21 protein-coding genes are annotated in these 20,707 nt (G+C 72.3%); 8 read left to right on the top strand and 13 right to left on the bottom strand.

Annotated features, from left to right (window positions below):
• Positions 1–75 precede the first annotated feature (75 nt).
• A complete protein-coding gene (locus ACWCPI_RS29340; RefSeq protein ID WP_451040971.1) occupies positions 76–1,497 on the top strand; it encodes a glutamate decarboxylase in 1,422 nt (473 codons plus the stop codon).
• 20 nt (positions 1,498–1,517) lie between these two features.
• On the opposite strand, the gene ACWCPI_RS29335 is transcribed toward ACWCPI_RS29340, so the two are convergent.
• From ACWCPI_RS29335 to ACWCPI_RS29315, 5 genes are all read right to left on the bottom strand, one after another.
• On the bottom strand, positions 1,518–2,273 hold the full coding sequence (locus tag ACWCPI_RS29335) for an ABC transporter permease (protein WP_451041030.1): 756 nt from the start codon (positions 2,271–2,273) through the stop codon (positions 1,518–1,520).
• Positions 2,274–2,275: 2 nt separating this feature from the next.
• Positions 2,276–3,241 (bottom strand): ATP-binding cassette domain-containing protein, encoded by a 966-nt coding sequence (locus ACWCPI_RS29330; RefSeq protein WP_451040970.1) that lies wholly within the window; start codon positions 3,239–3,241, stop codon positions 2,276–2,278.
• Positions 3,242–3,314: 73 nt separating this feature from the next.
• Positions 3,315–3,956: a PadR family transcriptional regulator gene (locus ACWCPI_RS29325; RefSeq protein ID WP_451040969.1), complete on the bottom strand. Its 642-nt coding sequence runs from the start codon at positions 3,954–3,956 to the stop codon at positions 3,315–3,317.
• Between the two features lie 61 nt (positions 3,957–4,017).
• A complete protein-coding gene (locus ACWCPI_RS29320) occupies positions 4,018–5,478 on the bottom strand; it encodes an aldehyde dehydrogenase family protein (RefSeq protein WP_451040968.1) in 1,461 nt (486 codons plus the stop codon).
• Positions 5,479–5,590: 112 nt separating this feature from the next.
• A complete protein-coding gene (locus ACWCPI_RS29315) occupies positions 5,591–6,415 on the bottom strand; it encodes a helix-turn-helix domain-containing protein (protein WP_388804622.1) in 825 nt (274 codons plus the stop codon).
• 333 nt (positions 6,416–6,748) lie between these two features.
• Here ACWCPI_RS29315 and ACWCPI_RS29310 point away from each other — a divergent pair, with 333 nt between their 5' ends.
• Complete coding sequence (locus ACWCPI_RS29310) at positions 6,749–7,276, top strand: ATP-binding protein (RefSeq protein WP_451040967.1); 528 nt, start codon at positions 6,749–6,751, stop codon at positions 7,274–7,276.
• Positions 7,277–7,385: 109 nt separating this feature from the next.
• On the opposite strand, the gene ACWCPI_RS29305 is transcribed toward ACWCPI_RS29310, so the two are convergent.
• From ACWCPI_RS29305 to rpmG, 5 genes are all read right to left on the bottom strand, one after another.
• Entirely contained in the window at positions 7,386–7,604 is a 219-nt protein-coding gene (locus tag ACWCPI_RS29305; RefSeq protein WP_388804619.1) for a DUF397 domain-containing protein, read from the bottom strand.
• 373 nt (positions 7,605–7,977) lie between these two features.
• The gene (rpsR, locus tag ACWCPI_RS29300; RefSeq protein WP_451040966.1) at positions 7,978–8,211 is read right to left on the bottom strand and encodes a 30S ribosomal protein S18; all 234 of its coding nucleotides are present in this window, start codon (positions 8,209–8,211) and stop codon (positions 7,978–7,980) included.
• A 4-nt stretch (positions 8,212–8,215) separates the two neighbouring features.
• A complete protein-coding gene (locus tag ACWCPI_RS29295) occupies positions 8,216–9,436 on the bottom strand; it encodes a CobW family GTP-binding protein (RefSeq protein WP_451040965.1) in 1,221 nt (406 codons plus the stop codon).
• A gap of 4 nt (positions 9,437–9,440) precedes the next feature.
• The gene (locus tag ACWCPI_RS29290) at positions 9,441–9,698 is read right to left on the bottom strand and encodes a type B 50S ribosomal protein L31 (protein ID WP_451040964.1); all 258 of its coding nucleotides are present in this window, start codon (positions 9,696–9,698) and stop codon (positions 9,441–9,443) included.
• A gap of 7 nt (positions 9,699–9,705) precedes the next feature.
• Complete coding sequence (rpmG, locus tag ACWCPI_RS29285; RefSeq protein WP_003999141.1) at positions 9,706–9,870, bottom strand: 50S ribosomal protein L33; 165 nt, start codon at positions 9,868–9,870, stop codon at positions 9,706–9,708.
• 62 nt (positions 9,871–9,932) lie between these two features.
• On the opposite strand from rpmG, the gene rpmB reads away from it, so the two are divergent.
• From rpmB to ACWCPI_RS29265, 4 genes are all read left to right on the top strand, one after another.
• Positions 9,933–10,169: a 50S ribosomal protein L28 gene (rpmB, locus tag ACWCPI_RS29280; protein WP_019753827.1), complete on the top strand. Its 237-nt coding sequence runs from the start codon at positions 9,933–9,935 to the stop codon at positions 10,167–10,169.
• Positions 10,169–10,474, top strand: a complete 306-nt coding sequence (rpsN, locus tag ACWCPI_RS29275; RefSeq protein WP_451040963.1) for a 30S ribosomal protein S14 — start codon at positions 10,169–10,171, stop codon at positions 10,472–10,474. The genes rpmB and rpsN overlap by 1 nt, the downstream gene beginning before the upstream one ends.
• A gap of 122 nt (positions 10,475–10,596) precedes the next feature.
• Positions 10,597–11,130: a hypothetical protein gene (locus ACWCPI_RS29270; protein ID WP_451040962.1), complete on the top strand. Its 534-nt coding sequence runs from the start codon at positions 10,597–10,599 to the stop codon at positions 11,128–11,130.
• 72 nt (positions 11,131–11,202) lie between these two features.
• The gene (locus tag ACWCPI_RS29265) at positions 11,203–11,739 is read left to right on the top strand and encodes a DUF4232 domain-containing protein (RefSeq protein WP_451040961.1); all 537 of its coding nucleotides are present in this window, start codon (positions 11,203–11,205) and stop codon (positions 11,737–11,739) included.
• 6 nt (positions 11,740–11,745) lie between these two features.
• Here ACWCPI_RS29265 and ACWCPI_RS29260 read toward each other — a convergent pair whose 3' ends face one another.
• The gene (locus tag ACWCPI_RS29260; protein ID WP_451040960.1) at positions 11,746–12,864 is read right to left on the bottom strand and encodes a DUF2786 domain-containing protein; all 1,119 of its coding nucleotides are present in this window, start codon (positions 12,862–12,864) and stop codon (positions 11,746–11,748) included.
• A 374-nt stretch (positions 12,865–13,238) separates the two neighbouring features.
• Between ACWCPI_RS29260 and ACWCPI_RS29255 the strand changes: the two genes are divergently transcribed.
• Together ACWCPI_RS29255 and ACWCPI_RS29250 are read left to right on the top strand one after the other, a co-directional pair.
• Positions 13,239–14,009, top strand: a complete 771-nt coding sequence (locus tag ACWCPI_RS29255; RefSeq protein WP_451040959.1) for a Clp protease N-terminal domain-containing protein — start codon at positions 13,239–13,241, stop codon at positions 14,007–14,009.
• A 34-nt stretch (positions 14,010–14,043) separates the two neighbouring features.
• A complete protein-coding gene (locus tag ACWCPI_RS29250) occupies positions 14,044–15,747 on the top strand; it encodes a bifunctional 3'-5' exonuclease/DNA polymerase (protein WP_451040958.1) in 1,704 nt (567 codons plus the stop codon).
• On the opposite strand, the gene ACWCPI_RS29245 is transcribed toward ACWCPI_RS29250, so the two are convergent.
• Entirely contained in the window at positions 15,748–19,227 is a 3,480-nt protein-coding gene (locus tag ACWCPI_RS29245; protein ID WP_451041029.1) for a BTAD domain-containing putative transcriptional regulator, read from the bottom strand.
• Positions 19,228–19,673: 446 nt separating this feature from the next.
• Positions 19,674–20,570, bottom strand: coding sequence for a glycosyltransferase family 2 protein (locus tag ACWCPI_RS29240; protein ID WP_451040957.1), 897 nt, complete (start codon positions 20,568–20,570; stop codon positions 19,674–19,676).
• Between the last annotated feature and the right edge of the window lie 137 nt (positions 20,571–20,707).

Genomic DNA, 20,707 nt, shown 5'->3' with positions numbered 1-20,707 from the left:
TCGGTACGCACTCCACGGTGGGCCCTCACGTGGCGTGAGGTGCAAGCCCGACGGTACGGGCCTACCGTCGTAGGCATGCCACTGCATCGTGGGGACGGCGAGGAACCGGACGCGGAGGGCGGCGGGGGCAGGCTCGCCGTCAATCCCTTCTACGGTGAGGCGAACCCGGTCGTCGCCATGACCGAGGCCCCGCCCAGGCACCGCCTGCCGCGCGCACCCCTGCCGCCGTCGACGGCGTACCAGCTGGTCCACGACGAGCTGATGCTGGACGGCAACTCCCGGCTCAACCTGGCCACCTTCGTCACGACCTGGATGGAGCCGCAGGCGGGGGTGCTGATGGCGGAGTGCCGGGACAAGAACATGATCGACAAGGACGAGTACCCGCGCACCGCCGAGCTGGAGCGGCGCTGTGTGGCGATGCTCGCCGACCTGTGGCACGCGCCCGACCCCTCGGCCGCCGTGGGCTGCTCCACCACCGGTTCCAGCGAGGCGTGCATGCTCGCCGGGATGGCGCTCAAGCGGCGCTGGGCGCGGCGCAACGCCGACCGGTACCCGGGTGCCCGCCCCAACCTCGTGATGGGCGTCAACGTCCAGGTCTGCTGGGAGAAGTTCTGCACCTTCTGGGAGGTGGAGGCGCGGCAGGTGCCCATGGAGGGCGAGCGGTTCCATCTCGATCCGCAGGCGGCGGCCGAGCTGTGCGACGAGAACACCATCGGGGTGGTCGGGATCCTCGGCTCCACCTTCGACGGGTCCTACGAGCCCGTCGAGGAGCTGTGCGCGGCCCTCGACGCCCTGCAGGAGCGGACCGGGCTCGACGTCCCGGTGCATGTCGACGGGGCGTCGGGCGCCATGGTCGCGCCCTTCCTCGACGAAGAGCTGGTGTGGGACTTCCGGTTGCCGAGGGTCGCCTCCGTCAACACCTCGGGCCACAAGTACGGGCTGGTCTACCCCGGTGTCGGCTGGGCGCTGTGGCGGGACCAGGAAGCCCTGCCCGAGGAGCTGGTGTTCCGCGTCAACTACCTGGGCGGTGACATGCCGACCTTCGCGCTGAACTTCTCCCGTCCGGGGGCGCAGGTCGTCGCGCAGTACTACTCGTTCCTGCGGCTGGGCCGGGAGGGGTACCGGGCCGTGCAGCAGGCGGCCAGGGACGTGGCCCGGAAGGTCGCCCGGGCGGTGGACCGGTTCGAGGACTTCCGGCTGCTGACCAGGGGCGACGAGTTGCCGGTCTTCGCCTTCACGACGGCGCCTCAGGTGCGGGCGTACGACGTCTTCGACGTCTCCCGGCGGCTGCGGGAGAAGGGCTGGCTGGTCCCCGCGTACACCTTCCCGCCGAACCGGGAGGACCTGTCCGTCCTGCGGGTGGTCTGCCGCAACGGGTTCTCCGAGGACCTCGCCGAGCTGTTCGTGGAGGATTTGGGCCGGCTGCTGCCGGAACTCCGCCGGCAGCCGCGGCCCCTGACCCGGGACAAGGGCGCGGCCACCGGCTTCCATCACTAGGGCCTGCTGCGACGACGGCCCTAACGGCTCAGGCGCGCGTACCGCCGTACCGCGAGCGGGAAGAACACCGCCAGGAGCAGCAGCGGCCACACGATCGCCGCTGCGACGTGGTCGGTGCCCGCACCGCGGAACAGGTCGCGTACGGCCGTCGCCGTGTGGGACATCGGGTTCCACTCGACGACGGTGCCCAGCCAGTCGGGCATGGTCCGGGGCAGGGCGAGGGCATTGGACAGGAAGCCGATCGGCCAGACCAGGATCTGCACCGCCTGCACCATCTCCGGCTTCCCGGCGACCAGGGCGAGGTGGATACCGATCCACAGCATGGCGAATCGGAACAGCAGGAGCAGTCCGACCGCGCCCAGGAAGGCGCCCGGACCGCCGTCCGGGCGCCAGCCGAGCGCATGGCCGATGCCCATCAGGACGAACACGGCGAGCGCCGACTGGAGCATGTCGGCCGCCGAACGGCCCACCAGCACGGCCCCGTTGGCCATCGGCATCGACCGGAAGCGGTCGACGACGCCCTTGTTGAGGTCCTGGGTGACCGCGATCATCGTGCCTTCGAGGCCGAAGGCCATGGTGAGCGCGAGCATGCCGGGCAGGAGGTAGTCGATGTAGGAGCCCTGGACGCCCCGGCCACCGCCGATGAGGTAGCCGAACATCAGCAGCAGCATCACGGGGAACACCAGGTTGACCACGACCTGCACGGGCTGCCGCGCCCAGTGGGCGAGTTCACGGCGGGTCATGGTCCAGGAGTCGGTCAGGGCGTGGGCGCTCATGCTCATGCGGGCTCCTTCACTCGGCGGTCGTCTCCCGTGAGGTGCAGGAACACCTCGTCCAGCGTCGGCCGGCGCAGTGCGATGTCCTCCGCCTCGATTCCGGCCCGCTCCAGGGCCCGTACGACACCGGAGAGCGCCGCCATCCGGTCGCTGACCGCGGCGCTGAGCAGGCGGCGGTCGGCGTCGACGCTCACGTCGTCCTTCGGTACGGGCAGCAGGGCGACGGCCGCGCCCAGCTGACCGGCGTCGCGCAGGACGACATCGATGCGGTCACCGCCGGTCAGCGCCTTGAGCTGGTCCGCGGTGCCGTCGGCGATGACGCGGCCGGCGTCGACGACACAGATGCGGTCGGCGAGTTGGTCGGCCTCCTCCAGGTACTGGGTGGTGAGCAGGACCGTGGTGCCGCCGCCGACCAGCGAGCGGACGGCGGACCAGACCTCGGCGCGACCGCGCGGGTCGAGGCCGGTGGTGGGTTCGTCGAGGAAGAGCACCTGCGGTTCGGTGATGAGCGAGGCCGCGAGGTCCAGACGCCGGCGCATGCCGCCGCTGTACCGCTCGACCGGCTTGCGCCCGGTGTCGGCGAGGCCGAAGCGCTCCAGGAGCTCGCCTGCCCGCACGCGCGCGCGGCGGGCGCCCAGATGGGAGAGGCGGCCGAACATCTCCAGGTTCTGGTGACCGTCCAGCCCCTCGTCCAGCGCCGCGTGCTGACCGAGGAGGCCGATGCGCAGGCGGACCTCGTACGCCTGGCGGAGCACGTCGTGCCCGGCCACCTCGACGCGGCCGCTGTCCGGCCGCAGCAGCGTGGACAGGACGCGGACCAGCGTCGTCTTGCCCGCGCCGTTCGAGCCGAGCACTGCGTGCACCGTGCCGCGGGTGACCCTGAGGTCGAGCCCGTCCAGTGCGTGCCTGCCGTTCTTGCCGCCGTACTTCTTGCGTGCCCCTTCGACGATGATCGCGGGGTCGGCCACTGACACTCCTTCGCTAGTCAAATTTGACTACAGCTTGAGGCTAATACCCCTGGACTGCATTAGTCAAACTTGATTAATGAGAGTCCTCGGGATGCCGCTCCCCCGTCGCGTACGGGTTGTCCTGATCCTCGGCGAGAATGCCGACGAACGGTTCGCCCTCGCCGGCGAAGGTGTAGGCGCCGCCCCGGATACGGTCGATGAGGCCGCGGGTCCACTCGGCGCCGGTGTCGGCGGAGTGCACCCAGAAGTTCATGATCTCGCCGATGTGACCGAGCTGGCCCGGACCGTCCTCGGGCGTGTAGTACTCGGTGACACCCTTGCGCCACTCCTCGATGCGGCGCACCCGCTCCTCCAGGAGGGCGAGGACCTCCTCACGGTCCAGGTCCACCATGAAGCCGAGCGCCGCCGTGAGCATGTCGGGGCGCTGGTCGTATGCCGTGAGGTACTCACGCACCAGCCCGAGGTACTCGGTGACACCCTGCTCGGTGATCTCGTACTCCGTGCGGGGCGGCCCGCCGACCGTGGACGGGGCGACCTCGTGCGCGAGCAGCAGCCCCTGCTTCGCCATCTGCTTCAGGGCGTGGTAGATCGAGCCGGGCTTGGCGTTGGACCACTCGTGCGCGCCCCAGTACTCCAGGTCGTTGCGCACCTGGTACCCATGGGCCCGCCCGTGCTGACGGACCGCGCCGAGCACCAGGAGACGGATCGCTGACATGGTGCCCAGAGTAGGGCCGGGCCGCCGGCGCGCGCCGGGCAGCCCCGCCCCGCAGCCCCGGTCAGAACGGGAACCCGCTCCTGCCGTGCTGGACCGAGATCCACTTGACCGTCGTGAAGGCGTCCAGCATCGTCTCGCCGTTGAGGCGGCCGAGGCCGGAGTGCTTCTCGCCGCCGAAGGGGACGATCGGCTCGTCGTGGACGGTGCCGTCGTTCACATGGAACATGCCCGTGTCGATCCGCTTGGCGAAGGCGACGCCCCGCTCGACGTCGCCCGTGTGGACGGCGCCACTGAGGCCGTACGGGGTGTCGTTGACCAGGCGTACGGCCTCCTCCTCGCCGTCGAACGGGATGAGGAAGGCGACCGGGCCGAAGACCTCCTGCCGGAGCAGGGCGGAGTCGGCGGGAACGTCGGTGAGGACCGACGGCTCGACCAGGTTGTCCGTCGTCGTGCCCCGCACCAGCGCCGTCGCGCCCTCGGCGATCGCCTGCTCGACCACGGCCGCGAGCGCGTCCGCCTGCGAGGAGTTGATGACCGGGCCGATGACCGTCTCCGGGTCGCGCGGGTCACCGGCCTTCAGCGACTTCACCTTGGCGACGAACTTCTCGGTGAACTCCTCCACCACCGAGCGGTCCACGAGCACCCGGTTCGCGGCCATGCAGACCTGGCCCTGGTGGACGTACCGGCTGAAGACCGCGGCGTCGACCGCGTAGTCGACATCGGCGTCGTCGAGGACCACCAGCGCGCTGTTGCCGCCGAGTTCGAGGACCGAGCGTTTGAACTGCGAGGCGCAGACGGTGGCGACGTGCCGGCCGACCTTGTCGGAGCCGGTGAAGGAGATGACCTTCGGGACGGGGTGCTCGATGAAGGCGTCGCCTATCTCCGCGATGTCGGTGATGACGACGTTGAGGAGCCCGGCGGGCAGGCCCGCGTCCTCGAAGATCTTCGCGACCAGGGAGCCGCCGCAGATCGGGGTGTTCTGGTGGGGCTTGAGGACCACGCCGTTGCCGAGCGCGAGGGCCGGGGCGACCGACTTGAGGGAGAGGAGGAAGGGGAAGTTGAAGGGGCTGATGACGCCCACCACGCCGACCGGCACACGGTAGACGCGGTTCTCCTTGCCGTCCGTCGGCGACGGGATGATCTTGCCCTCGGGGCGCAGCGCCAGATGGATCGCCTCGCGCAGGAACTCCTTGGCGAGGTGCAGTTCGAAGCCGGCCTTCAGCCGGGTGCCGCCGAGCTCGGCGATGATCACCTCGGCGATCTCCTGCTCACGGTCCTCGATCAGCCGCAGCGCCTTCTCGAAGACCGCGCGGCGGGCGTAGGGGTTGGTGGCGCCCCACTGCTTCTGGGCGCGGGCCGCCGCCCGGTACGCCTGGTCCACCTCGTCGACCGTGGCTATCGTGATCGACGCCAGCTTCTCACCGTCGTACGGGTTGAAGTCGATGATGTCCCAGGAGCCGGTGCCCGGGCGCCACTCACCGTCGATGTACTGCTGAGCCAGGTCGGTGAAGTACGACGACATGTGATCCCTCAATCCCTAGCGGAGACCCGGTCGACTGATCGCGGAAGCCTCGATCGGCTCGATCACCCTTGATCGTCCTCGCGGTCTGATCACACGTCATCGTACTTGTGTTTCAGGAGAGTTGGAGGAGACCCCGGAGAACATCCCGGCTCTCGTCCGGGCCCGGACTGTCGTGCTGGAGTTCCTTCAAAGCCGACTCGTACTGGGTGACGTCCTCGCGCTTGTCCAGGTACAGGGCGCTGGTGAGCTGCTCCAGGTAGACCACGTCCGACAGGTCGGACTCGGGGAAGCTGAGGATGGTGAAGGCGCCGGACTCCCCGGAGTGGCCGCCGAAGCTGAACGGCATCACCTGGAGGCGGACGTTCGGGCGCTCGGAGATCTCGATCAGGTGCTGGAGCTGCCCGCGCATGACCTCGCGGTCGCCGTAGGGGCGGCGCAGGGCGGCCTCGTCGAGGACGATGTGGAACTCGGGGGCGTTCTCGGAGACGAGGTACTTCTGGCGCTCCAGGCGCAGGGCCACACGCCGCTCCACGTCCGCCTCGCTCGCGCCCTTCATGCCGCGCCGCACGACCGCGCGGGCGTACTGCTCCGTCTGCAGCAGCCCGTGCACGAACTGCACCTCATAGGCGCGGATGAGACTGGCGGCGCCCTCCAGGCCGACGTAGGTGGGGAACCAGCTCGGCAGCACGTCGGAGTAACTGTGCCACCAGCCTGCGACGTTGGCCTCGCGCGCGAGGGAGAGCAGGGAGTTGCGCTCCACCTCGTCGGTGATGCCGTACAGGGTCAACAGGTCCTCGACGTCACGCGTCTTGAAGCTCACCCGGCCCAGCTCCATCCGGCTGATCTTCGACTCGGAGGCGCGGATCGAGTAACCCGCCGCCTCGCGCGTGATCCCGCGCGCCTCCCGCAGTCGCCTCAGTTGCGAGCCGAGCAGCATGCGCCGCACCACCGATCCGGGCTCTCCCGCGCTCACTTTCGCCAGCCTCCCCAACCGTCTTCAGGGCCCGCAGTCTGCCACTAAATCACTTCGAGCAGTACTCGTCCGATTACAGAGACGGAAAGAAGCCAAGGATTCCACTCAGGAAGGAGGCAACGTAGGGCACGGAGAGGGCGTGAAGTTGGCGGAAAAAATGGCCAACAAGCGGTACGGGAACGTCCAATTCGGTCACGTGCACGTGCATCTGCCCTTGCATCTGCTGTGCGCATCCGAAACCATGGTCCCGCGCAACCGCTGCATCGCAACGACCGCGAACTCCCGGGAGTGCCTCGCATGGGGACGAATGGATCGACCATGCTCAAGCCGTTACGGCAGGGCCTTCCGCCGCTGGATCCCGCAGACGTCTCCAGCGCCGCCTCCTGCGCGCTGCCCGCACGCTACGAGGCGGTGCGCGAGGCACGGAAGTTCACGCGGCGCACCCTGGACCAGTGGGAGCTGGGCGATCGCTTCGACGACGTGTGCCTAGTCGTCTCGGAGTTGGTGACCAACGCGCTGCGGCACGCGCTGCCGGCGGGTGCGCAGCGGACGCCGGAGCAGACGCCGCCGGTGCGCTTGCATCTGATGCGCTGGACCGAGCGGCTGGTGTGCGTGGTGCGTGATCCCAGCCATGACAGCCCGGTCGCGCGCGATTCCGAGGACTTCTCGGCCGAGTCCGGACGCGGCCTGTTCCTGGTGGACTCCTTCAGTGACGGCTGGGGCTGGCATCCGATGGCGGGGACGCTGAGCGGCAAGGTGGTGTGGGCGCTGTTCCGGTTGCAGCCCCCACCGGCGGCCGCTGCGGCGACGGCGTCGACGGAGTGATGAGCCGCGGCGTTCCCTGACGCCGTGACTCTACGCGCGTCATCCGGAGCGTACGGTCCTGTGCGGTACGAAAGGTGCCGTTGCGGCGGCCGACGAGCAGGTGGTCCGGTCAGCTCGCGATCAGATGGTCGAACTCGCCGTCCTTGATGCCGAGGAGCATCGCCTCGATCTCGGCGCGGGTGTAGACGAGGGCCGGGCCGTCGGGGAAGCGGGAGTTGCGTACCGCCACGTCCCCACCGGGCAGCCGGGCGAACTCCACGCATGAGCCCTGGGAGTTGCTGTGCCTGCTCTTCTGCCATGCCACCCCGTTCAGATCCGTGGCTGCCATGCCGTTGTACACGTCGTGGTCCACAGGTCGCTCCCCGGTGGTGCGGTGGCTTCGAGGCCATTGATGCCAGAGATGGTGCAGTGGTGGTGCACCGGTCAACTGTCCCGGATCATAGCTCTGATTCACGTGCATCTGCGTGAGCAGATGCACGTGCACGCGGGGTGGTCCTGCGGTTACTCGTGTGACGTACGCGGCCCTGCATGCGTTCCACCGCTTGCCCCGGGGCATCGCGTCGCATGCTGCCGAATCCCTCGCGCACTGCAAGAGACGCGTTCCGCGGCCTTCTTGTTCCACCGGCGCACGGCGGCACGAGGAGACTTGCACACGGACGCCGGCCGGGCACTCCCACCCGACCGGCGTGCGCGATCCCGGGTCAGCGGCTCCCGTACGGGAGCAGTGCCATCTCGCGGGCGTTCTTGATGGCCGCGGCCAGCCGGCGCTGCTGCTGGACCGTCACCCGGGTGACCCGGCGGCTGCGGATCTTGCCGCGGTCGGAGATGAACTTGCGGAGCAGGTCGACGTCCTTGTAGTCGATGTAGGTGATGCCCGCCTGGTCCAGGGGGTTGGGGCGGTTCTTGGCGGGATTGCGGTCGGGCTTGCGGGGCACGGGGTCAGACCTCCAGGAGGGTGTCGAAGGCGGGCGGGAGCTGCTTCCAGGCGTCGCGGCCGGCGGCGTACTCGGCATCGGTGAGCAGGCAGGACTCGAGGAGCTGCGCAAGGCCGTCGCGGTCGAGGGCGGGCGACGTGAAGACCAGGTGCTGGCAGCGGTCGCCGTGCTCGGGGTGCCAGTCCAGGGCGGCGGCGGCCCGGCGGACCGGCGGGACCATGTCCCAGGCGGCATCGGGGAGGGAGGCGAGCCAGGGGCCCGCGCTCTCCACGCACAGGGCGCCGCCTGCCGCGTCCCAGTGCAGGAGGACGTCCGGCTTGTCGGCCAGCCAGAAGCGGCCCCGGCTGCGGGCCGCCGCGCAGGTCAGGTCCTCCAGGGCCGCGTAGAGCCGCTCGGGGTGGAAGGGGCGGCGGCGGTGCCAGACCAGGGTGGAGACGCCGTGCGCGTCCGCCTCGGCGGGGAGCAGGGCGCAGGCCGGGTGCTGGGCCGCGTCCGCCGCCTCGACGTCGAAGCCGGCCAGGGCCGCCTGCGCGAGGGGGGTCAGGGGGCGGTGGCGCGCGGGCGGCACCGTCAGGTCGTCCGGGGCGGGCGGAGCGGAGGGCTGTGCGCCCGCCAGGTCGCCGTGGCCGAGCGGGACCTGACGGGCCGTCGGGTGGAGCTGGGCGAGCAGCTCTCGGTCCTCCTCGTCGGCCTCCGGGGAGTCGGTCACGGCCAGGACGGGGGCGTACTCCAGCTGGCGTGCGAACGTGTCCGCGACCGTGCGCTGGTCCGTCGCCGCGGCGGCGAGGCCCCGGTCGGCCAGGTCGTCGCCGTTGCCCAGGTACGGCAGGACCAGCGCCGGGTCGACCGCGGTGATCACGCCGGTGACCGTGAGCCCGCCCGCCGTGACCACCTCGGCCATGGCCTTCGGCTCGACCGAGTCCCACAGCTCGACGACCGCCATCCGCACGCCGCCGGTGTCCCGGATGCGGATCAGTTCCGGCACCAGGTCCTCGCGCAGGGCGCAGCAGGCGCAGTCGTTGACGAGGGGCGTCTCGTCGGCGCTCACGAGGCCGGTGGCGTCGCGGATCGTGCGCACGACCGTGCCGGCGGTGGCCGTCGCCAGGTCGTGGTGGAGTACGACGCTGCCGGGGACGTCCGCGAGCAGCTGGTCGACCGTCGCCCTGCGGGCCTCGGTGTGCAGGCCGCCGACGATCACGACGCTGAGCCCTGACTTCACGGCCATGGCGTCAGCCCTGCTTCCCGTACCGGCGCTCGAAGCGCTCGACGCGGCCGGCGGTGTCCAGGACGCGGGCGGTGCCGGTGTAGAAGGGGTGGCTGACGTCGGAGATCTCGACGTCGACGACCGGGTAGGTGTTGCCGTCCTCCCACTCGATCGTCTTGTCCGTGGGTACGGCGGCGAGCGTCGAGCGGGTGAGGAACGCGTGGCCCGCGGCCCGGTCGCGGAAGACCACGGGACCGTAGGCCGGGTGGATGTCCTTGCGCATCGGTGCTTCAGCGCTCCTCTCGGAAGTCGACGTGGCGGCCGACGACCGGGTCGTACTTGCGCAGGGTCATGCGGTCCGGGTCGTTGCGGCGGTTCTTCCGGGTCACATAGGTGTAGCCGGTGCCGGCGGTGGACCGGAGCTTGATGACCGGACGGAGTTCGTTGCGTGCCATGCTGCTATCTTACTGAAAATGAATTCCATTTACAGTCACGACGGAGGAGAGGTACGTCACCCGTGTCCGCCCACTGCATGCTGACCGGCGCCCGGCCCGGCTTCGGCAACACGATTTCCCACTCCCATCGGCGGACCTCCCGCCGCTTCGACCCCAACATCCAGACCAAGCGCTACTGGCTGCCCGGCGAGGGCCGGTACGTCCGGTTGCGGCTGAGCGCCAAGGGGATCAAGACGGTCGACGTCATCGGCGTCGAGGCCGCCGTCGCCCGTATCCGCGCCCGGGGGGTGAAGGTCTGATGGCCAAGAAGAGCAAGATCGCCAAGGACCGGCAGCGACGGGAGGTCGTCGCCCGGTACGCCGAGCGGCGGGCCGAGCTGAAGGAGATCATCCGGCGACCCGCCACGACCGAGGCCGAGCGACTGGCCGCCCAGCGGGAACTGCGGCGGCAGCCGCGCGACGCGAGCGCCACGCGCGTACGCAACCGCGACCAGGTGGACGGGCGCCCGCGCGGCTACCTCCGTACCTTCGGGCTGTCCCGGGTGAACCTGCGGGAGCAGGCGCACGCCGGACATCTGCCGGGGGTCCGCAAGGCCTCCTGGTAGGTCCGGCACAGGGTGGACGGGCCCGGCTCCCGGCTCCGACTGCCTGGTAACTTGCTGCGGTCGCTCCGGCCCGGTGGGCCGGCTCGGCCGCATGCCGACCGCTACAGCGTTGGGAGCCTCCAGTGACCTCGGCGAATTCCTCGTCCTCGCGAACGCTGCCGGGCCGTCGGCTGCGGGTCGCGGCCGTCACCGCGTCCCTCGCGGGGACACTCGTGCTGACCGCGTGCAGCGGCGACTCCAGCTCCGGCGACGAGCCCGCGCCCAGCGCCTCCACGCCCGGTGCCTCCGCGACCGGCGGTGCCGGCACCGGCGGCGGCAGCGGGGGTTCGGCGCCGTCGGCCGGCGGTCTGGCGGGCAGCTGGCTCGCCACCACCGACGGCAAGGCCGTGGTGCTCATGGTCAACGGCAAGGAGGCCGGGCTGTTCGCGACCGGCGGGACCGTGTGCAGCGGGAGCGCCGGTGAGGAGGACGGGACGCGGACGATCCGCTTGAAGTGCTCCGGCGGCGGCAAGGACCGCACGGTCGGCACGGTCGACTCCGTGGGGAAGACGCGGCTGAAGGTCACCTGGGAGAACGGCCTCGGCCAGGAGACGTTCACCCGGTCGGAGGGCGGCAAGCTCCCGACGGGACTCCCGACGGCCGGTCTGGGATCGTGATGCCGGACCGGTGCACCCCGCCCGGTCACCGGTGCCCACCGCCCCTACGCTGACACCACTTCCGAGGTCCCCATGCGCGCCACGTCCCTCGCCGTCCCCGCCCTCGCCGCGGCCCTCCTGCTGACCGCCTGCGACAGCGGCGGGGGCGGTGGGGACGGCGGCGGCAGCCAGGACGGCAGGGCCGGTTCCGCCTGCCAGGTGGGCGAGGTGGCCCTGCAGGTGGGCCCGGCCAACGCCGCCCCCGCCGCCGGGGACACCGGCAACGTGCCCGTCACCCTCACCAACCGCGGTGACTCCGCCTGCACCCTGGACGGGCTGCCCGGCGTCGACCTCCGGGCGGGCGGCAGCTCGACCGCCCTCAAGCCCGACGAGGGCGCCGTGCCGAGGAAGACGACCCTCGCCAAGGGGGCCACCACCTCCTTCACCCTCACCTACGTCCGCGGTGAGGAGGCCGGCGGCAAGAGCCTCGCCGCCGAGACGGCGGTGATCCGCCTGCCCGGGTCCGCCGAGACGCACGACTTCAGGTGGTCGTACGGCGCCGTCGCCCTGAAGAGCGACGGGAAGACCCCGGACGCCTCGGTGAGCGGGTTCCAGCGCAGCGGCGACTGACGCGGCTCAGCTGCCCAGCGGGCGACGAGGATCCACCTGGGCCCGGTCGGCCGCCTCGGAGCCCTCGACCCAGCCCGCCTCGTCGCTGACGCCGCGCAGGCGGGTCGTGGTCGTCTCGGGGAACATGCGCTCCATGCGGTCGGTCACCGCCACCTCGCGCGAGACGAGGACCGGGAGCAGGTCCTGCGTCACCGGCGTGCGTGCCGCCGTGGCCAGACGGGTGCCGACGCGGTGGGCGTACGCCGCCAGGAACGACTGCCGGAAGGTCTTGGTCCGCTTGCGGCCGCCCGCGCGCTGGGCGGCCTCCGCCTTGGTCATCGCGGTCTGGGCCTGCACGAGTATCGAGGTGTAGAGGAGCTCGACCGCGTCCAGGTCGCCCTCGAAGCCGACGACGGTGGAGAACCCGAAGGGTTCGTTCCACACGGCACGGCAGTGGTTGGCGGTGGCCACCGCGTCCAGCAGGACGGCCTTCGCCTGCTCGTACGGCGGCTCCACACCGATCCGGCAGGCGCCGGGGGCGTCCCTGCGCAGGTGGTCGCGGGCCGCGAGCAGGGCCTCGTCGACGCTGTGCCGGGCCATCAGCTCCTGCGCCTTGGCGCTGAGCGCCTCCGCCTCCTCGGGGAATCCGGTCGCCTCCGCCTTCGCCAGCAGCGCGCGGATGCGGGTGAGCATGCGGGACTCGGGTCCGGCGTGCCCGGTCGGCGGTGTCGCGGGGTCGTCCAAGGGCTCCAGCGCGGGCAGGCGCAGCAGGAGGCGGTACAGCTCCAGGACGGCGGTCGCGTGGGAGAAGCGGTCGGCGCGGGGCGGTGCTCCGGTCGGCAGGTCTTCCAGCTGGGCGTTCCAGCGGCGGCCACGGGGGCGGTCGTGCGGCCGCTGTGCGCGGATCAGGGCCGCGAGCAGTCGCACGTGCACGTCGTCCAGGTCCCGGCGCGCGAGCCGTACGACGTCGGCCGGCTGCCAGCCGCGCCGCCAGGCCGCCGCGAGGAACTCCTCGCCGCGCCGGGCGAGTTCGGCGTCCGCCCCGGCATCGGCGGCCAGGAGGGAGGCGCCGGTGTCGAGCGTGGTGTGCTCGGTGTCGTAGAGGGCGGCCTCGAAGGCGCGGTCGACGGTGCTGGGCGTGCTCACCAAGGGATGGTAGATCCGTCGCGGGAGACGCAGGAGCGCACCCGGCATCCGCGGTCGTGGAGCGCGGCGCCGCGGTGCTCGAAGCGGGGCGGAGCTCACATGGTCGGCCGAGGCCAGAGGGTGGGCTCGCCCGCCGCGCCGCGTGCTGCGGGCGCGGGAGGACGGCGCACGGACGGGCCGGACGGCTCCGGCTGGTGCCGGAGACGGGCGCACCCCGCGTTGCCGCGGCGCTCCGGGCGCTTGCCGCGGTACGAGCCGTCGGCCGACTTCGGCTCGGGCCGCGACTCTCTCGACGGCCGCTGCTCCACCGGGAGCCCCCGAACCACTGTCAACCATGAGTTGACACCTCTTCAGCGTCAACCTAGGGTTGACACATGTCGACGAACCCGAGCATCACGTCATCCGTACGTCTCGACGAACTCATCGCCGCCATCAAGAAGGTCCACGACGAGCCCCTCGACCAGCTGCAGGACGCGGTGATCGCCGCCGATCACCTCGGTGAGGTGGCCGACCACCTGATCGGCCACTTCGTGGACCAGGCCCGGCGCTCGGGCGCCTCCTGGACCGACATCGGCAGGAGCATGGGGGTCACCCGGCAGGCCGCGCAGAAGCGCTTCGTGCCGAAGGAGTCGGTCGACCTCGACCCGCAGGAGGGCTTCGGCCGCTTCACGCCGCGTGCCCGCAGCGTCGTGATGGCCGCCCACAACGAGGCCATCGCGGCCCGCAACCCCGAGGGCCGCCCCGAGCACCTGGTCCTCGGCCTGCTCGCCGAGCCGGACGGCTTCGCCGCCAAGGCGATCACGGCCCGGGGCCTCCCCCTGGACGCCGTACGCCAGGCGGCCACCGCGGCACTCCCGCCCGCCTCCGACGAGGTCCCCGAACTCATCCCCTACGGCTCCGACGCCAAGAAGGCCCTGGAACTCACCTTCCGCGAGGCCCTGCGCCTCGGCCACAACTACATCGGCACCGAGCACATCCTGCTGGCCCTGCTGGAGTTCGAGAACGGCCAGGGTGTCCTGTCCGGCCTCGGCCTCACCAAGGAAGCGGTGGAGGCGTACGTCGTCGAGGCACTCGCCCCGTTCCTCACGGGCCGTGAGCACGCCGGGCAGGAGGCGGCCGGCGAGCAGGGCGAGGCGCAGGACTGAGGGCGTTGTCAGACCCGGGTGCCACACTCGCGGCATGACCGACCGGTGGGCACTCGCTCCGGCCGAGGAAGGCGGCGTCGAGACCGCCCCCCTCGGCCCCGACGGGCTGCTCGCCGGACCGGTGCGGCGGGAGCCGGACCTGGCGGAGGCCGTGCGGGGGCGGCCGCAGGTGGCGCGGTGGGTGTGGCGGTCCACCGCCGAGGTGGGTCCGCGCCTGCTCGCCGCGGGGGTGCGAGTGGAGCGGTGCTACGACATCGAGGCCGCCGAGACCCTCCTGCTTGGGCACGAGGGGCGGTACGGCGAACCCAGATCCGCCGCCGCTGCCCTCGCCCGGCTGCACGGCGGCCCCGTGCCGCCCGATCCGCCCCAGCGTTCGGCCGAGCCCGGCTCGCAGTCCTCGCTCTTCGAGCCGCAGGCGGTCCATGTGCCGCTCGCCGACCTCCTCGAGGTCTACGCCGACCAGCAGCGGCGGCACGACACGACCGCGCATCCGGAGCGCATGCGGCTGCTGACGGCGGCCGAGTCGGCGGGCATGCTGGTCGCCGCCGAGATGAACCGGGCCGGGCTGCCGTGGAGCGCCGAGGTGCACCGCCGGGTGCTGCACGAACTGCTCGGCGAACGGTATGCGGGCGGCGGGGAGCCGCGCCGGCTGGCCGAGCTGGCGGACGAGGTGTCCGCCGCGTTCGGGCGCCGGGTACGGCCCGATCTGCCGGCCGATGTGATCAAGGCCTTCGCGCAGGCCGGGATCAGGATCAGATCCACCCGCCGCTGGGAGATCGAGTCCCTCGACCATCCGGCCGTGAAGCCACTGGTCGAGTACAAGAAGCTGTACCGGATCTGGGTGGCGCACGGCTGGTCCTGGCTGCAGGACTGGGTGCGCGACGGACGGTTCCGGCCGGAGTTCCTAGCGGGTGGCACGGTCACCGGCCGGTGGGTGACCAACGGCGGGGGCGCGCTGCAGATCCCGAAGGTCATCCGGCGTGCCGTGGTCGCCGACCCCGGCTGGCGGCTCGTCGTGGCCGACGCCGACCAGATGGAGCCGCGGGTGCTCGCAGCGATCTCCCGCGACCCGGGGCTGATGGAGGTGGCCGGCCGGGAGACCGACCTCTACCAGTCCGTCTCCGACCGCGCCTTCTCCGGCGACCGCGACCAGGCCAAGATCGCCGTGCTCGGTGCCGTCTACGGACAGACCTCCGGCGACGGCCTGAAGAACCTCGCCGCGCTCAGACGCCGCTTCCCCAGGGCGGTGGCGTACGTCGACGAGGCGGCGCGGGCCGGGGAGGAGGGCCGGCTCGTGCGGACGTGGCTGGGGCGGACGTGCCCGCCGGCGGCGGGGGCGACGGAAGACGCCGCCGAGGAAGCGGGGATCCCCATGGCGGACACCCCGAGCGAGCCCGCCGAGGGCGGCGGACCACAGGAGTGGGTGCCCGGCTACGCCTCCACCAACGCCCGCGCCCGAGGCCGCTTCGCCCGCAACTTCGTCGTCCAGGGCAGCGCCGCCGACTGGGCCCTGCTGGTGCTCGCCGCGTTGCGGCGCGCCTGCGCGGACATGGCGGCGGAACTGGTCTTCTTCCAGCACGACGAGGTGATCGTGCACTGCCCGAAGGAGGAGGCCGAGGCGGTCGTGACCGCGATCCGCGAGGCCGCCGACCTGGCCGGACGGCTCACGTTCGGGGAGACGCCGGTGCGGTTCCCGTTCACCACGGCGGTGGTGGAGTGCTACGCCGACGCGAAGTGATCAGACCGGTCCGGTCGCGTCCAGCAGCCGCCTTAGCTCCTCGACGACCGCCCGCTCGTCCGTACCGTCCAGCGCGTCGAGAGCGGTGCGCCATTCGGCTTCGGCGTCCCGCGCCCGGCCCGTTTCCCGCAACAGCAGACCGTGCTGGTGACGGGCCAGCCCGCCCATGAAGCGGTCGGCACGGGCATCGGCGCGGGCCAGGAGTTCGGCGCACTCCCGGGTGGCGCGCTCGGTCTCCCCCAGCAGGCGCAGCGCGCGGACCAGGCCGAGGCGGGTCTGGGACTCGCCGTGCCAGTCGCCGTGGCCGCCGAGGATGCGCAGGCTCTCCTCGAAGTGCGTGGCCGCCGCCGCCGGTTCGCCGAGGCTGAGGTGGGCGTAGCCGATGTTGCAGTGGGCGGAGTGCTGCACGATGACGTTGCCGATCTCGTCGCCGATGGCGAGGGAGCGGCGGTGCTGCTCGATGGCGGCCCGGGGGTCGGTGTGCTCGTAGAGGTTGCCGAGATGGCTGTAGGTCACGGCCTCGCCGTGCGGGTCGCTCAACTGCCGTGAGTACTCCAGGCTCCGGCGCAGCGCCCGGCCCGACTCGGCGTAGCGGCCGAGCCCTTCGAGCAGCAGGCCCCTGTTGTTGAGGCAGCGGCGCATCCAGGAGACCACGCCGAGCCGCCGCCAGATCGTCAGTGCCCGGTCGTTGAGGTGGAGGGCCTCGGCCTGCCGGCCGGTCAGGAAGTGCAGGCCGGCGAGGTCGCCCAGCGCGTACGCCTCGGCCGCCGCGTCCCCGAGCCGCCGCGCGAGTCGGAGCGCGGTCCGGCCGAGCACCTCCATCTCGGCGACACGGCCGCTGCGTTGGAGGTAGGGGAAGAACAGGCGGATGAGAGTGGTGAGGAGAGCGGCTCTTCGGGTGCCTTCGCTGTCGTCGGGGAAGCCTGCGACGTCGCCGCCGTCGCCGTCGCCGTCCCTGCTGTCGCCGCCGTCCTCGCTGCCGTCGTCCTCGCTGCCGTCGTCCTCGCTGCCGTCGTCCTCGCCGCCGCCGGCATCGCCGTACCGCTCCGCCAGGGCGAGGATGTTCTCCAGCTCCGTATCGCCCCAGGCGAAGGCGTGTTCCGCGTCGGGGAAGGGGGGCACCGTGTCGACGGCCGCGGCGTGGTCCGGCGGTTGGCCGGCGGTCGGGCGGCGGCGGTCGTCCTGGTCGAGGCCGGGCTCGACGATGGCGGTGAGGGCACGCTCGGCCACGGCCGCGTACCAGCGCAGGGCGGTGTCGGTGAAGTCGCCCTCCGACGCGGCCAGTTCGCGGGCGAAGTCACGGACGAGGCCGTGGGGGGTGTAGCGGCCGTACGCCGTCTCTTCGAGGAGGGCCACGTCGACGAGGCGGTCGAGGGCGGCCTCGGCGCGGCGTTCGTCGGTGCCGGTGAGGCGGGCCAGCAGGGGTGCCCCGTACGCGGGCAGGTCGACGGCGCCGATGCGGCGCAGGGCGAGCGCCGCGTCCCGGTCGGCCTCGCGCTCGGATGCGGCGAGGGCGTCGTGGGCGACGGCGAGGGAGCGGCGGACGCTCAGGTCGTCGTACTCCAGGTGGTGCAACCGGCTCTCTGCGTCGGCCAGTTGCCGGGCGAGCACCTCCGGGGTGAGGGCACTGCGGGCGGCCAGGCGGGCGGCGACGACGCGGAGGGCGAGCGGGAGGCCGCCGGTGAGTCCGACGAGAGGGTGGACGGCGTCGAAGCAGTCACCGGCGGGGGCGGCCACGGGGTCGCCGCCTCCGACGGCACGGTCACCGCCGCCCCGCCCGGAAGCCGCGCACAGCAGGGCCGCGCTCTCCTCGGCGGTCAGGGGCGTGAGCAGGAAGCGGTGGACGCCGTCCAGGGCCGTGAGCGGGGAGCGGCTGGTGACGATCACCGCGCAGCCGGGGCCGGCCGGGAGCAGCGGCCGTACCTGGGCGGCGCTCGCGGCGTCGTCCAGGACCATGAGCGTGCGGGTCGGCGCGAGCAACGAACGCAGCAACGCGGCCGCCGCGTCCGGGTGTTCGGGGATGGAGCGGGGGTCGGCGCCGAGGTCACGGAGCAGTGCGGTCAGGGCCTGGCCCGGGGTGAGCGGGGGCATGCCGGGGGTGGCCCCGTGCAGGTTGACGTAGAGCTGGCCGTCAGAGAAACGATCCGCCAGCCCGTGTGCGACCTGCAGCGCGAGCGCGCTCTTGCCGACACCGGCCATACCGCTGATCACGGCGACGGTGGGCCGCCGCGCGGAGGCGGGGGCAAGCCGGCGGCGCAGGTCCTGAAGTACGGCGGCACGGCCGGTGAAGTGGGCGGGCGGCGGAGGCAGCTGGGCCGGAAGGGGTGGCCGAGGGAAGGGGTCCTGGGGTGGGGCGGCGGGCTCGGCGAGGGGCGGGGTGGCGGGCGCGCCCGGTTCCCTCGGGGTCGGCACCGCCGACACGGCCGTCCCAAGGTCAGCGGGTCCGGCCGGAGCGTCCCCCTCCTGGCCGGCTTCCTCCTCGCGGACGGCCTTCTCATCGCGCGTGGCGTCGCCGTCCCCGGCGCCGCGGATCAAGGCGCCTTCGCGTTCGGCGGTGACGGGGACGGCGTCACGGACCCCGCCGCCCTCCCCGCCGGCCGTACTCTCCGACGCCCCTCGCAACACCTCCACGTGCGCCTCCCGCACCCCCGCCCCCGGCTCCACGCCGAGTTCCTCGATCAGGCGGGTGCGCAGATCACGGTGGACGGCCAGGGCCTCCGCGCGGCGGCCGGTCCGGTGCAGGGCGAGCATCAGCTGGCGGTGGAAGGACTCACGCAAGGGGTGCTCGGCGGCCAGCTCCGCCAGTTCCGGCACGAGGGCGTCGAGGCGCGGTCCCCCCACGCCGAGCCCGGCGTCATGCAGCCACTCCAGGAGCTGCAGCCGTGCCTCCGCCAGCCGCTGGACGAGCGCGTAACCGCCCACCTCGGCGGGCAGGCCGGACAGGGGCGTACCCCGCCACAGCGCGAGCGCCGCCGTGCACTCGCCCGCCGTGCGCTCCCAGTCCCGGGCCGCGTGCGCGGCACGGGCGGCGACGACACGGCTCACGAAGACGTCGACGTCCAGCTCGCCTTCGTCGACGCGCAGCACATAGCCGGGCGGCACCGCCCGCAGCCGCTCGGGGTCGTCGAGCAACCGGCGCAGCCGGGCCACGTGGTTGTGCAGCGAGGCACGCGCGGACGCGGGCGGCGCCCCGCCCCACAGCACGTCCGTGAGCGACTCCACGGAGACGACCCGGCCGCCTTCGAGCAGCAGCGCGGCGAGCAGGGCCCGCACCTTGGGGCTGCTGATGGTCCGGACGGTGCAGTCGGACACGTCGGCGGAGTCGGGGCGGGGATTTCGGCCGTCGTGGGAGCCGTTCGCGGCGGCCCGGACCGGCTCAGCGGTCCGCGTCGCCGGGTCCGTCCGGCCGCCCGCTTCGAAACGGTCCTCGTAGAGAACCGGCGGCCCCAGCAGTCCGAACCGCAGCCCGCACCGCTTCACGCCGCCCACTGCCTTCCCACGCGGCGGGCCCACGCCCGCGCCTTCGCTCCGGCGGAATGCTCGTACGACCTCGTACACCCCCCCACGACCGGCGGACGAGAACCACCGTACGTGGCGGAGATCCGCCCCTGCCCGACGGTTTCCCGCCACCTTTCATTGATGCTCGTCGGGCGGAAAACGTTCCCTCCCGGGGACTCTTCCGGTACCGTCCGTCGACTTCACGCCAACTGAACGCAGCTGAAGCGGAACACCGTTGGCCACATGTTAGCGATCCGTTGGTGTGGCCTGATGTGATCACTGCATCGGATCTGGCCCGACGGTGCGCGCGTAGAACGCGCAGCTCGGGGGAGTGTCGCCGCCGCGGCCGGGTCCGGGGACGCATGTGGGCCCCGGTCGGCGGAGGTGAACGACCGGGGCCCGCGTCCCTCCTTGCGCCCCTGCCTCGGTCAGATGACCGGCGGCCGCCCCAGCCGGCACAGCCGCCACACCGTGCGCCAGCGCATGGGCCGCCGCTCACCGGCCGGCTCCCGAAGGCCCTCCAGGAAGCCCCCGAACCAGGCGCGCAGACCCGCGGGCGACGAGCGATTGCGTACGACGGTGAGGAGCACCCACACCCCGAGATGCACGGGGATCAGCGCGAGCGGCAGTCGGCGGCGGGTCAGCCAGACCCGGTTGCGGGCGTTCACGCGGTAGTAGACGGCGTGCCGGGCGGGCGATGTCTTCGGGTGCTGGAGCAGCAGTTCGGGAGCGTAGAGGATCCGCCATCCCGCGTCGGCGGCCCGCCAGGCGAGGTCCGTCTCCTCGTGGGCGAAGAAGAACTCGCCGGGCCAGTCCCCGGTCTCGGCCAGCATCGACATGCGCAGCGCGTGGCCGCCGCCGAGGAAGCCGGTGACGTACCCGCCCCGCAGCGGATCGGAGCCGCCGATCCTCGGCACGTGCCGCTGCTGTGTCTCGCCGTGCTCGTCGGCGATGCGGAAGCCGACGATGCCGAGCCGGTCGTCGGCGGCGTACAGATCACGGACCCGGCGCAGTACGTCGGCGTCGACGAGGAGCCCGTCGTCGTCCAGCTCGACCACGACGTCGACGTCCCCGAAGTCCCGCAGCCGGGCGAGGGCGGCGTTGCGGCCACCCGGGCAGCCCAGGTTCTCGTCCAGCTCGATCGGGGTGACCTCGCCGGGCAGCCCCAGCCGTTCGGCGAACTCGGGCAGCGGACAGCCGTTGCCGACGACGACGATGCGGGCCGGGGCGAGGTCCTGCTCGGCCACGGACCGAAGCAGCGCGTCGACGTCGTCGGGGCGGTTGCCCATCGTCACCACGGCGACGGCGATCCTCGGTTCCGCCATGCCCGTCCCTCACTTCGTCCCGGCTGCAACTACCGGCGGATGCTAGCCGTTCACGATGAGGACGTCTCCAGTACGCCGAATCGCAGGGCGAGTCGGCCGTCATGGGCGGCGGTTCGCACGGTTCTCCCGGCACCGTG

Source organism: Streptomyces sp. NPDC001920, assembly GCF_053594495.1.
The sequence above is the reverse complement of the archived record's forward strand: the minus strand, read 5'-3'. Positions and strand labels throughout refer to the sequence as shown.